The organism is Klebsiella sp. AqSCr (assembly GCF_008452795.1).
GTDB classification, from domain to species: Bacteria; Pseudomonadota; Gammaproteobacteria; order Enterobacterales; family Enterobacteriaceae; genus Klebsiella; species Klebsiella pneumoniae.
Genome location: NZ_MJDM01000022.1, coordinates 1 through 12,691 on the forward strand (window position 1 = coordinate 1; position 12,691 = coordinate 12,691).

Below are 12,691 nucleotides of genomic sequence, written 5' to 3' on the forward strand. Positions count from 1 at the left end.
CAGTAGCGTTCACGCATTACAATGAAAACCACCCGCACAGCGCGCTGGGATATCACTCCCCGAGGGAATACCGGCGGCAGCGGACATCGTTAACTTAAGATACAAAAGCTGTTCGGAGATGGAGGGTCAAGATCACTAGACTGGCCCCCTGAATCTCCAGACAACCAATATCACTTAAATAAGTGATAGTCTTAATACTAGTTTTTAGACCAGTCATTGGAGAACAGATGATTGGTAATGCTGCCAACTTACTGATTTAGTGTATGATGGTGATTTTAAGGTGCTTGCGTGGCTTCCATTTCCATCAGATGTCCTTCCTGCTCCGCTACTGAAGGCGTGGTGCGTAACGGCAAAAGCACTGCCGGACATCAGCGCTATCTCTGCTCTCATTGCCGTAAAACATGGCAGCTACAGTTCACTTACACCGCCTCTCAGCCCGGTACGCACCAGAAAATCATTGATATGGCCATGAATGGCGTCGGATGTCGCGCCAGTGCACGCATTATGGGCGTTGGCCTCAACACGGTTTTACGTCACTTAAAAAACTCAGGCCGCAGTCGGTAACCTCGCGCATACAACCGGGCAGTGATGTGATTGTCTGCGCTGAAATGGACGAACAGTGGGGCTACGTCGGTGCTAAATCACGTCAGCGCTGGCTGTTTTACGCGTATGACAGGATACGGAGGACGGTTGTGGCGCACGTCTTCGGTGAACGCACTCTGGCCACACTGGAGCGTCTTCTGAGCCTGCTGTCGGCCTTTGAGGTCGTGGTATGGATGACGGATGGCTGGCCGCTGTATGAATCCCGCCTGAAGGGAAAGCTGCACGTTATCAGCAAGCGTTACACTCAGCGCATTGAGCGACATAACCTGAATCTGCGACAACATCTGGCAAGGCTGGGACGGAAGTCACTGTCGTTCTCAAAATCGGTGGAGCTGTATGACAAGGTCATCGGGCATTATCTGAACATAAAACACTATCAGTAAGTTGGAGTCATTACCGAATATCGGGTGATTTGTATCGGAACTCATTACACCATGCGTTCCGATTAACGCCGCATAGCCAGTTGAACTTTGCTACTCTGTGAAAGGTAGTACCGTCTATCCAGTGCGGATTTAATTAATGGAATAAATGATTATGAGTGATAATGATACAATCCCGAAGAAGTCTACAAGCCAGATTAACAAAGCGGTATTCTTTACATCTGCTTTGCTAATTTTCCTTCTTGTCGCCTTTGCCGCCGTATTCCCGGATGTCGCCGACAAAAATTTTAAACTACTACAGCAACAAATCTTCACGAATGCCAGCTGGTTCTACATCCTTGCTGTGGCCCTGATTTTACTAAGTGTCACGTTCCTTGGACTCTCACGCTACGGTGATATCAAGCTGGGCCCGGACCATGCGCAGCCTGATTTCAGCTACCATTCCTGGTTTGCGATGCTTTTTTCGGCAGGGATGGGGATCGGCCTGATGTTCTTTGGCGTTGCCGAACCTGTAATGCATTATCTTTCGCCTCCCGTTGGCACGCCAGAAACCGTTGCGGCAGCCAAGGAAGCAATGCGTCTGACCTTCTTCCACTGGGGACTGCACGCATGGGCAATTTATGCCATTGTGGCGCTGATTCTGGCGTTCTTCAGTTACCGTCACGGTCTGCCTTTAACTCTGCGCTCCGCACTCTATCCCATTATTGGCGATCGCATATACGGGCCTGTAGGCCATGCGGTTGATATTTTCGCTGTTATAGGCACGGTCTTTGGCGTCGCGACATCGCTGGGTTACGGCGTTTTGCAGGTGAATGCCGGTTTGAACCATCTTTTCGGGGTGCCCATCAATGAAACGGTGCAGGTTATTCTGATCGTGGTCATCACGGGGTTAGCGACGATTTCAGTGGTGTCCGGCCTGGATAAGGGAATACGTATCCTGTCTGAGCTCAATCTGGGTCTGGCGTTGTTGCTCCTGGCGCTGGTCCTGTGTCTGGGACCAACCGTGCTTCTGCTGAAGTCATTTGTGGAAAATACGGGCGGTTATCTTTCGGAACTGGTGAGTAAAACGTTCAACCTTTACGCGTATGAGCCTAAGTCGAGCAAATGGCTGGGGGGCTGGACATTACTGTACTGGGGATGGTGGCTTTCATGGTCGCCGTTTGTGGGGATGTTCATCGCACGGGTCTCCCGCGGGCGAACCATTCGCGAGTTTGTCACCGGCGTGCTGTTTGTTCCCGCGGGTTTTACGCTAATGTGGATGACAGTGTTTGGTAACAGCGCGATCTATCTCATTATGAACCAGGGGGCCACAGACCTCGCCAATACTGTTCAGCAGGATGTGGCGCTGGCCCTGTTTAATTTCCTGGAGCATTTCCCGTTCTCTTCCGTGCTGTCATTCATCGCAATGGCGATGGTCATCGTCTTCTTTGTCACGTCTGCTGACTCGGGGGCAATGGTAGTTGATACTCTGGCAACAGGTGGAGTGGCAAACACACCCGTCTGGCAGCGAATATTTTGGGCCTCGCTCATGGGCATTGTCGCAATTGCGCTTCTCCTTGCCGGAGGGCTAAGTGCGCTGCAAACAGTGACAATAGCGAGTGCATTGCCTTTCTCAGTGATCTTACTGATATCCATATACGGACTTTTAAAAGCTTTGCGCCGGGATTTGACCAAGCGTGAAAGCCTGAGCATGGCGACAATTGCTCCTACGGCTGCACGTAACCCAATTCCCTGGCAGAGAAGGTTACGCAATATCGCGTATCTGCCGAAGCGATCTCTTGTGAAACGTTTTATGGACGACGTCATCCAGCCCGCCATGACGCTGGTTCAGGAAGAGCTGAACAAGCAGGGGACGATAAGCCACATCAGTGACGCAGTCGAGGATCGTATTCGTCTTGAAGTCGATTTGGGTAACGAGCTGAATTTTATATATGAAGTGAGGCTTCGCGGGTATAGCTCACCGACCTTCGCGCTCGCCGCGATGGATAATAATGAGCAGCAGACTGAACAACATAGATATTATCGCGCTGAGGTATATCTCAAAGAAGGCGGTCAAAATTATGATGTGATGGGCTGGAACCAGGAGCAGCTGATTAATGACATACTGGACCAGTACGAAAAACATCTGCACTTCCTGCACCTCGTTCGTTAATAGCAACATGCCGTCCTGGGGGCGGCAATTATTTATCCCGGCCGCAATATGAGGAATGCAGAATGATTTCACGCTGGAAATGGATTCTGAAGCAGACAGTTAAAAAGCTATGGTTCAGGGCAACGTTATTCGCCATTGTCGCGATAATAACGGCCCTTTTATCAATTCTTTTTAAATCAATGATACCTGAGTCGGTTTCCGTGAAGGTTGGTGCGGAAGCAGTCGATAACATTCTGAACATACTGGCATCGAGTATGCTGGCAGTGACCACTTTTTCGTTGAGTATCATGGTCACAGCCTACGGTTCAGCCACTACTAATGTGACTCCCAGAGCTACGCGTTTAGTTGTTGAAGACGTAACCACACAAAATGTACTGGCCACCTTCATCGGTTCTTTTCTCTTCAGTCTGGTAGGGATTATTGCCCTCAGTATGGGAGCTTATGGAGAAAGGGGGAGAGTCATTTTATTCATTGTCACACTGGTTGTCATTGCCTTAATCCTCATCACATTGCTTCGCTGGATACAGCATTTGACCTCTCTGGGAAGGGTAGGTGAGACAACGGCAAAAGTAGAACAGGCGGCCATCGAAACATTTATTGCGAGAGCAAGAAATCCCTGTCTCGGCGGATATCCATGGCTTGAGAACAATGAACAGCCGAAAGGAACGGTTGCAGTTTATCCGAAGAAGATTGGCTATGTTGAATATATTAATATGGTGAAACTTAGCAAGCTGCTGACCAATGATCCCCGTCATGTATACCTCGTGGCGCAGCCAGGCAGTTTCATCCATCCATCCATGCCCGTTTTGTACCTGAGTCAAGGCCAGGAGTCATCAATCAGCGCCGATTTACTTGAGACGATTATTGTCTCGGATGTACGTTCATTTGCTCAGGATCCCCGATTTTGTCTTAGCGTCATGGCCGAAATAGCCTGCCGGGCACTTTCCCCCGCAGTGAACGATCCTGGAACCGCCATTGATGTCATTGGCAGAGGTGTTCGTATACTTTCCACTTACGCGCAGAATAAATCTGATGAAATAGAAGTGAAATATCCTTCAGTTCATGTTGCACCACTTCAGAATAACGATCTACTGGAAGACTTTTTCTCACCTGTCGCGCGCGATGGTGCCGGTATGAGGGAGATACAGATAAGAGTCCTTAAAGGACTGTCTATGCTGAGTAAGGGTTGGCCTGGGATATTTTCTGAGGCCGCGCATAATTTAGCATTTGAAACATTAGAGCATGCAATACGTGCTGACCATATAGATTCTGACAGATGTCTAATAAAATCAATTTATTATAATTTATTTAGTGGTGAAGACTCTAATAAAAAACCATAGTTGTGGGGAAAGTAATTAGGCCGCAGGAAAGATAATGGCAAAAAAAATTCCGAGAATGGGCGTCAGTTTTGTGGCATATGCGGGCGTGTTAATTGCGAGATGTATTAACCTATGGAGAGCAGTTCCATCTATACTCCTGTCAGCCCATGCTGGAAATATTGTTATCACTAGTCCTATCACGGAAAAGTTAATTGTATATTCTAACCCTACGCAGTATTCCGCTTAATGGCTTGCTTCTTTGTGTCTTTTCCCAACAGTATCCGACAATAAAAAGTACGTGAAGTAAACCCAACAAAATAACGCTGTACTGTATGGTCAGTCAATGTATTAGATTAACAGCTTTCGGGTATTTTTCTAGTGCTTTGAAAAAAGGAATATCAGACATTTGAAGGAATTCAGGATGTCAACACCAGTTGCTTTAGAGAAAAATGGAAACGGCTTCCTATTCACTAGATGCAATAGATAGCGGTCCTCGTTATCTGCTGAAGCAAATATTGGAATTGCATTCAACCCTCAACGACTTCTGATTTTCAAGACAGTGTCTACTTGTACATAACACATATCTGCAGCACTGTGCTGAATTAGGGCCAGATGGCACTCCAGCCCCCTGAGGTAGGGACACATCTTCAAAGATTCCAGGTTTTTTCTACTACTTTCATCAATGCCATCTCTGGAAGGCGCTGAGTAGTTATCCGCAGCAACCAGCAGAGTTATGTTGCAGACGAATAATGCTGTCTACCGGATACTGGCAGCCCCGACTCCTCTGTACTATGAGACAAAGCTCGCTCATCTCAGTAAATATTACATTCGCTGTTCCGTGTTTTGCATCAAATCACATCCTGGTTTCTCTGTTATTTAAGCAGTTCAGAACGACTTTTCAGTAACGCTTTCCCCTGCGCCAGCAGCAGGTGATTACACTGCCCTTCAATTTCTACCAGCTGATCGGCAAGCAATTGCTGAGTGTTTGCGCTGAAAGTGCCGGTCAGTTCAATTCCCGGATGGTAAGTTTTCTCGCTTCTTCCAGCGGAAGCGCTCTGGAGTAATACCAGCCCTGAGCATAACTCTGTGGCCAGAACGTCTTCAGATAGTTCACCTGCTCCTGAGTCTCTACACCCTCAAACACAATCTTATCTGCAATGGAGCGGAACATCTCATGCAGTCCGGGAAGAAGATCATATCGTAAAGATTCAGTACCAATAGCACTAGTTAGCGATTTGTCTATTTTTATTTCATCTACATCAAGCGCAGTTACCAGATTAAGATTAGAATATCCTGTCCCAAAGTCATCGATGGCAAACCTGACACCATGATTTTTATATTTATCAATGTGAATTTTCATACCTTCAAAATCCCCTCCTTGACGCTCCGTAATTTCAAGAAGGATTGTTTTATATGGGATGTTATATTCAGAAATTAATCCTAGTAGTTTATCCCTGAATTTTTCTGAATCAAGATCGCTTGGATTAATGTTTACGCTCAAAAATATTTCATTCTGAATAGCAGTATGGATAAATTCTCGGATAGCATGGTTAATGACGAATAAAGTCACATCCTCCTGCAACCCTTCCCTTTCAGAAAGCGGTATAAATACTTCAGGGCTAATATTCCCGAGTCTTTCATCTTTCCATCTGAGCAAGGCCTCAAATCCGCAGATCTGTCCGTCTTCAATTCTGTAAATAGGTTGATAGACCAGCGACAGGGCTTCATTTTTCAAAGCCTTTACAAACCTTGCAGATAGTGAACTATTGAGTTCTGCTCTGTTCATAATGATAATATAAATCATTAAACCGGAAAGTAGTGACACTGTTACTAATAACATTTGTATGCTCCAGTGCTCTGAAAATATCCCCGTAAAATACCCACCTCCTGCAACACAGAGATCATAATGTAGGCTACATGCCCTAAACACTCTAAACCTTAGTGGAACGCTATCATGCCGATCAAGAAGAGGAGCATCAGGTCCTATATTGAAGTAATGCCTGTCATGCTTACTATTTCCGACAACAGCGCTAAAGTTTTTTGAATACATATCAGTTTCGAATCGTCTGAAGACAAATGGTGATAGGGTCACCATAATACCTTCAGAAATATATCCATTGACGGATATATCATCCATAAGCTTAATACCAAAAAGCCACACTCCTTCCCGCGAAGTCCATTTTTTATCAAAATGTTCCAGACTTAAGGTGGGACGTAAACTCCCCCACAGAGCACTACAGGCTAATTCTCCTTTTATGATGTAGCCAACATCTTTAATCAACGGATAGGGCCATACTACAACCCGAAGATGTAGGATATTTTCATTAGTACATGGACTGTCTCCTATATTCAAATGTGACTTTGCAGCAGTCTTGACAGATTCAGTCTGAACCAGGAGCGATTCAGAGCGAACAAGCACATCGGAAGTATAGTCTTTAATTTTATCCCGAAAAATCAGGTAAGATACGCTCTCAGATAATACAAAAAAAATATACCAGCTGAAAGAATCGATAAAGAGAGGACTGATAGATTATGTATCCACTTTCCAGGGCTAATCAAACGTTCCAGCTTACGACTAACCATGCAGATCTCCCCTCAAATTGAAAAGATATAAAGCTATATTTTCGCCAACTTCACTGACCGATTAGCTGGCACTGAACATACTATTCCAGTATACCTATTCTTGCCTTACTCATCCCGGGTATGAATCAAATAATGTGACATGGTTCGGATAGATACTGGTTATGATTTACAGAGATAATTCATGCGTTATTAATAGCCTCGTGAAGGCTCCAGATGCATGGTGCAACTTTTAAGCGATGCATGTAATGCGGTTTTTTACCCACTAGTATAGAACGAATATTCATTTCTTGCTGGGCGATCGCACACTTAGGTGTACACCAAAATAAAGACACTCTTTTTTGAAAAAAACAGAGTAAAATGTTGTGTGACATCGGCATTACAAAACGAAAATTCATGTTATAATCGGGTTATTATTGATAATGTTACGCATTGCAACGTGTAACCGGATATCTGCATTTGGGTGAAGATAGCTTAAGATGGATAAAAAATATGATTTTTCGCTCAGTTATGAAGCCTTAACACGGGTATGTGAAAATGCAATATGTGAACATATTCGCAGAGCAGGTTCTCTGGAAGGGTTAGGTTTCGCACTTGAATATACAAAGGCCTATGCTATCCTGGAAGTATGGTCTCTGCTGGCAGCTGCTGGCGATACATTTCCAGCTCTCATTGAGAAAGACAGAATATATCTGTTGCAACTAATTTCCGGGAAAAATAATATAGAGCTACATTAAATCATAAATTATTTGGCAGAACATCTCCGTTTTTACTTAACGCCCGCCGGAATCACTGACGTGAGGAAAATGAAATTTGTTGTGCAATAATAATTCTGATTATTCTGGTCAGTCGGATTGGCCGTAGAGTTTCAGTATTCTTGTGCGATGACAAGGCGGGATAACTACCGTCATCGCGCCCTGTCTGGAATCAATGACTTCAGTTTTAGATATAAAGAAAAAACAATATACACATTAGATAAAAGTGAGAAAAACTCGTCCTGTATAACATCAGGTAGAGTAAAGCATTTATCATTAACTTACTGAAGACGGAATAACTACATTTATACCCGAAAGCTATTCTCTTTGAATCTACTTTAGATTTCTATTATTTCTGATTGCCATAGGCTTTTTTACAGTACCCTGTGATTTCCTTGACTTCACTTTATATTTTATTATCATCCCATATAATAAAACCAGCGAAATAGACAAAACAACATACAATAACATAAAAATACCTGTGTTAACAATTAAAAAAGGAGATTAGGTCGAGTCCGTGAGTGATTTTAACATATACGCGAATTGATACAACTCATATGTGCTAGCCAGTTTCATCTTTTTCTTTATTTCTTTTATAGGCTTTGTTGAATAAATCAGATTTCGGGTAAGTCTCCCCCGTAGCGGGTTGTGTTTTCAGGCAATACGCACGCTTTCAGGCATACCTGCTTTCGTCATTTTGTTCAGCGCTCGTACCAGGGCCATAGCCTCCGCAACCTGACCATCGTAGTCACGCAGCGTCAGTGAACCCCCGAACAGCTGTTTTACCCGGTACATCGCCGTTTCCGCTATCGAGCGACGGTTGTAATCTGTTGTCCATTTCCACCGCGCATTACTCCCGGTCATTTGCTGATTAGCCACTGCACGGTTACGGTCTGCATATTCACCGGGCCAGTAACCCGCACCTTTTCGGGGTGGGATAAGCGCGCTGATTTTCTTACGCCGCAGTTCATCGTGACAGAGCCGGGTGTCGTAAGCGCCGTCTGCCGATGCTGCCCTGATTTTTCTGTGAGTCTGCCGGATAAGACCCGGGAAGGCTTCTGAGTCCGTCACATTGTTCAGCGACAGGTCTGCACAGATGATTTCATGTGTGTTGCTGTCAACTGCCAGATGCAACTTTCGCCATATACGACGGCGTTCCTGGCCATGCTTTTTGACTTTACACTCGCCTTCACCGAAGACCTTCAGCCCGGTGGAATCAATTACCAGGTGTGCGATTTCACCCTGGGTGGGCGTTTTGAAACTGACATTAACCGACTTTGCCCGCCTGCTGACACAGCTGTAATCCGGGCAGCGTAGCGGAACGTTCATCAGAGAAAAAATGGAATCAATAAAGCCCTGCGCAGCGCGCAGGGTCAGCCTGAATACGCGTTTAATGACCAGCACAGTCGTGATGGCAAGGTCAGAATAGCGCTGAGGTCTGCCTCGTGAAGAAGGTGTTGCTGACTCATACCAGGCCTGAATAGCTTCATCATCCAGCCAGAAAGTTATGGAGCCACGGTTGATGAGGGCTTTATTGTAGGTGGGCCAGTTGGTGATTTTGAACTTTTGCTTTGCCACGGAACGGTCTGCGTTGTCGGGAAGATACGTGATCTGATCCTTCAACTCAGCAAAAGTTCGATTTATTCAACAAAGCCATTTTGGGACTGGATATTCCTCTCTCAACTATCTAAGAGAATTTCCATTTGATGCGATTAAGTTAGACAGAACATTCATTAGTGGTATTGCCCACGTTGCACGGGACTTATCTATTGTAAGAAGCATAGTGTCTCTTGGAAAAGCTTTCAGTTTAGGTATAGTCGCAGAAGGTGTGGAAAATAATGAACAGTTTGAATTGCTAAAAAATATGAATTGCGATGAATTTCAAGGTTATTATTATTCGAAGCCTTTGTCAGGTGATCAACTGATTGATTTTTTGAGGGGCCAAAAAAAATAGGGCTGTATGTCCTATTTTTTCATATACTATCGTTTTCCCTTTTTAATTTCATACATTCTTTCGTCTGCATCCTGCATGATAGCAGAGCATTCAGTATGAATTTCCTCATCATATTCAATAATCCCTGCAGAAAAATCTATGTTGTATTTTTTTTGAGAATTAAGATTGTAGCTGGTAATCCCGGCCCTCAATTTATGAAGGAATTCTTCTGCTTCTTTATAGGTTGACTCGGGTAATAGAACACCAAATTCATCACCTCCTAATCTTGCAACAACGCTTTTTGAACTACTAAGATCTTCCAGCATATCTGCAAAATTGCAAAGTACTTCATTACCTTCTGAATGACCGAAGTTATCATTGATTGGTTTAAAATTATCGAGATCTATGATCAGAACACAGAATGTTTTTTTCTTTTTTTTGGCTTTTCTTAACGATTCATCCGTCATTAGGGCGAAAGAACGCCGGTTACATATACCTGTCAAAGGATCAGTAGTTGCTTCGTTTATTATTCTAAACTCATCCTCTACGATTTCTGCTAAATCTTTAAGCAATAAGAAGTCATCTCTGGTTAATACTCTTGGTTCTGTATCAATAATACATATTGTTCCAGCTATCTCACCATCTGGCAGTCTTACGGGATGCCCTGCATAAAACCGGATATAAGGATCATTTTTAACTAATTTATTTTCTTTGAATCTTGGATCAAGGCTTGCATCGGGCACTATTAATGGTTCACTAAGATCTACTGCTATTGTACAAAATGAATCACTTCTATCTGTCTCTTTTATCTTCAGCCCATAACATGACTTAAACCATTGCCTGTCTCTATCAATTAATGAAACAAGTGCTATTGGTACATCAAAGAGTTTGGTGGCAATCCTCGTCAATCTGTCAAATCGTTCTTCATATTTTGTATCAAGGATCCCCATAGAATATAATGATAATAACCTGTTCTCTTCTTTATGGTTTGTCATAATTTTCATCTTGAGTGGTTATTGCAGGGTAGTGTTGGTTATCGCTATCTTATCAGAATTGTCCTGGAACTCAATAATCCCAATATCTCATAATCATATAAAACTTAACAAGTTTCCAATAAATCATGATGAATAGTGAACTGTTACATCTAATCATCTGTGACCTGAAGCGCTCATTATACACTTCCATGTATTCAGAATGCATAATGATTTGTATATTAAAAATCGCCATAACTTACAATGACTTATTTTTTGTGGCACAATTAAAGCGCATCTGTTCAAATAAATGTAAAGACATTAATGCTTGATCTTCATGGTTTCTTATGAAAACCAGTGGCTGAAGAAACGTATGGCAGTTCTGAATCTGAACAAGACGAGACGGCATGAAAGGTTCAAGAAAATTGTCCAGGAAGGTACATAGTTTCCTTATCCAATATTTTCTACTGAGGGTATATTGTATCAGCTTAAGACAGGAACTGTTGATACAGAACAGAAAAGTTCAACACAGCCTGAATCTGCGCGACGCTAAATTTTTTCCTTCTGGCGAACCAACAAACAGCCCGTTTATAGAGAGATTCTGCAGACGACAAAAGGATTAATCCCTGAAATTGCACTGAATTGTCACCTGAAGATGTGCAGGACAAGCCAGATTACTCTTACAAGGGATACCATCGTAATTTAGCAAAAACACCTAAGACCTAAACGACAGCTAAGTACATAGTGCCGGACGGATCATGATTTTTTATTTAACTTACGGACTTCATTTTTCAGCAATTATCTTTTCTCTTCTGTTGTAAACTTATGAAAGCGTTACGCGAAATCCCGCAAGGTTACAGGGGTGTACCAGGCCGGAAATCGCGTAGCGCTCTCTTCTCTTCTGTTTCCTGCCTAACATGTACATCCTGGCATTACTCCAATTCTCCCAAAAACCGTAAAACAGCCATCAACCCGCGTCATGACTGGCTTCATGGAGGATCTGAGCAGAAAAAGGATCCTTTACGTATTTGGTTTTACCCGCAATAATGCGGGATAAGACAACAAAAAGATCCGCGCGCTGCGATTTATTGTCATGGCAGGATCGGCCCGTCAGGTGCAAAATACCTGTATCCATAAACAGTGCGTGCGCTACGTGAAAAATAACTCATGAACAGCATCATTCCCCTGCAGAATTCACCAGAACGCGTCTCCCTGCTGCCGATCGCCCCGGGCGTTGATTTTGCGACCGCGGTGGCACTCCGGCGGATGGCCACCTCAACAGGTGCCACGCCGGCTTACCTCCTGGCGCCGGAAGTGAGCGCCCTCCTCTGGTATATGCCTGACCAGCGTCACCACATGTTGTTCGCCACCATGTGGAATACCGGGATCCGTATCGGTGAAGCCCGGACGCTCACCCCGGAATCGTTCGACCTGGATGGTCTGCGCCCGTTTGTTAGGGTGCTGTCGGAGAAAGTGCGCGCGCGGCGCGGGCGGCCACCAAAAGATGAAGTGCGACTGGTGCCGCTGACGGATGCCAGTTTTGTGCGTCAGATGGAAAGCTGGATGGTCACCACCCGCCCCCGCCGGCGTGAGCCGTTATGGCCGGTCACGGATGAGACAATGCGCAACTGGCTGAAACAGGCGGTGAAGCGGGCTGAAGCTGACGGCGTGCATTTTTCGATCCCCGTGACGCCGCATACTTTCCGTCACAGCTATATTATGCACATGCTTTATCACCGGCAGCCCAGGAAGGTCATCCAGGCACTGGCCGGGCATAAGGATCCGCGCTCGATGGAAGTCTATACCCGGGTATTTGCGCTGGACATGGCTGCCACCCTGGCCGTTCCCTTTACCGGTGACGGTCGCGATGCCGCGGAGATCCTTCGCTCCCTGCCCCCGGCCGGCTGAGATTGGCACGCCTGGCATGACGTCCTGTATTCCGCTAATACGGAATACAGGAGCAGAGCGCATTCAGCCCCCTCCCTGCTCCAGCACACC

Annotated in this window: 9 protein-coding genes and 1 pseudogene; 6 read left to right on the plus strand and 4 right to left on the minus strand. The window is 44.9% G+C overall.

The features are described from left to right. The first annotated feature begins 288 nt into the window (after window positions 1–288). The 3 genes from BHE81_RS25585 (at window position 289) to BHE81_RS25595 (ending at window position 4,475) form a co-directional block, all read left to right on the plus strand. Window positions 289–986, plus strand: a protein-coding gene (locus tag BHE81_RS25585) for an IS1 family transposase (protein WP_223174975.1) whose coding sequence is annotated in 2 segments (ribosomal slippage) — window positions 289–538 and window positions 538–986 — 699 coding nt in all. Because the reading frame shifts where the segments join, the coding sequence is not laid out codon by codon here. Window positions 987–1,137: 151 nt separating this feature from the next. Next, window positions 1,138–3,135, plus strand: coding sequence for a BCCT family transporter (locus tag BHE81_RS25590; RefSeq protein ID WP_004178088.1), 1,998 nt, complete (start codon window positions 1,138–1,140; stop codon window positions 3,133–3,135). 62 nt (window positions 3,136–3,197) lie between these two features. Further along, a complete protein-coding gene (locus tag BHE81_RS25595; RefSeq protein WP_004152070.1) occupies window positions 3,198–4,475 on the plus strand; it encodes a DUF2254 domain-containing protein in 1,278 nt (425 codons plus the stop codon). Window positions 4,476–5,457: 982 nt separating this feature from the next. On the opposite strand, the gene BHE81_RS28870 is transcribed toward BHE81_RS25595, so the two are convergent. Together BHE81_RS28870 and BHE81_RS28875 are read right to left on the minus strand one after the other, a co-directional pair. Continuing rightward, window positions 5,458–6,294: an EAL domain-containing protein gene (locus tag BHE81_RS28870; RefSeq protein ID WP_004178087.1), complete on the minus strand. Its 837-nt coding sequence runs from the start codon at window positions 6,292–6,294 to the stop codon at window positions 5,458–5,460. 66 nt (window positions 6,295–6,360) lie between these two features. Beyond that, window positions 6,361–6,873, minus strand: a pseudogene (locus BHE81_RS28875) (CSS-motif domain-containing protein); the annotation flags it as partial. A gap of 640 nt (window positions 6,874–7,513) precedes the next feature. Between BHE81_RS28875 and BHE81_RS25605 the strand changes: the two are divergent. Then, on the plus strand, window positions 7,514–7,771 hold the full coding sequence (locus tag BHE81_RS25605; RefSeq protein ID WP_004197688.1) for a hypothetical protein: 258 nt from the start codon (window positions 7,514–7,516) through the stop codon (window positions 7,769–7,771). Between the two features lie 672 nt (window positions 7,772–8,443). On the opposite strand, the gene BHE81_RS25610 is transcribed toward BHE81_RS25605, so the two are convergent. Beyond that, entirely contained in the window at window positions 8,444–9,412 is a 969-nt protein-coding gene (locus BHE81_RS25610) for an IS5-like element IS903B family transposase (RefSeq protein ID WP_074385057.1), read from the minus strand. A gap of 88 nt (window positions 9,413–9,500) precedes the next feature. On the opposite strand from BHE81_RS25610, the gene BHE81_RS25620 reads away from it, so the two are divergent. Then, window positions 9,501–9,743 (plus strand): EAL domain-containing protein, encoded by a 243-nt coding sequence (locus tag BHE81_RS25620; RefSeq protein ID WP_074428705.1) that lies wholly within the window; start codon window positions 9,501–9,503, stop codon window positions 9,741–9,743. Window positions 9,744–9,769: 26 nt separating this feature from the next. Here the strand turns inward: BHE81_RS25620 and BHE81_RS25625 are convergent, their stop codons facing one another. Beyond that, window positions 9,770–10,717, minus strand: coding sequence for a sensor domain-containing diguanylate cyclase (locus BHE81_RS25625; protein ID WP_004182028.1), 948 nt, complete (start codon window positions 10,715–10,717; stop codon window positions 9,770–9,772). A 1,143-nt stretch (window positions 10,718–11,860) separates the two neighbouring features. Between BHE81_RS25625 and BHE81_RS25630 the strand changes: the two genes are divergently transcribed. Beyond that, window positions 11,861–12,601 carry a tyrosine-type recombinase/integrase gene (locus tag BHE81_RS25630; protein WP_001515717.1) on the plus strand — a complete coding sequence of 247 codons (741 nt, stop codon included), beginning with the start codon at window positions 11,861–11,863 and terminating at the stop codon, window positions 12,599–12,601. Window positions 12,602–12,691: the final 90 nt, after the last annotated feature.

Excerpts from the sequence above, each read along its gene's own strand:
- BHE81_RS25590 (WP_004178088.1), top strand. The coding sequence starts at position 1,138 with ATGAGTGATAATGATACAATCCCGAAGAAGTCTACAAGCCAGATTAAC.
- BHE81_RS25595 (WP_004152070.1), top strand. The coding sequence starts at position 3,198 with ATGATTTCACGCTGGAAATGGATTCTGAAGCAGACAGTTAAAAAGCTA.
- BHE81_RS28870 (WP_004178087.1), bottom strand. The coding sequence starts at position 6,294 with ATGTTATTAGTAACAGTGTCACTACTTTCCGGTTTAATGATTTATATT.
- BHE81_RS25605 (WP_004197688.1), top strand. The coding sequence starts at position 7,514 with ATGGATAAAAAATATGATTTTTCGCTCAGTTATGAAGCCTTAACACGG.
- BHE81_RS25625 (WP_004182028.1), bottom strand. The coding sequence starts at position 10,717 with ATGACAAACCATAAAGAAGAGAACAGGTTATTATCATTATATTCTATG.
- BHE81_RS25630 (WP_001515717.1), top strand. The coding sequence starts at position 11,861 with ATGAACAGCATCATTCCCCTGCAGAATTCACCAGAACGCGTCTCCCTG.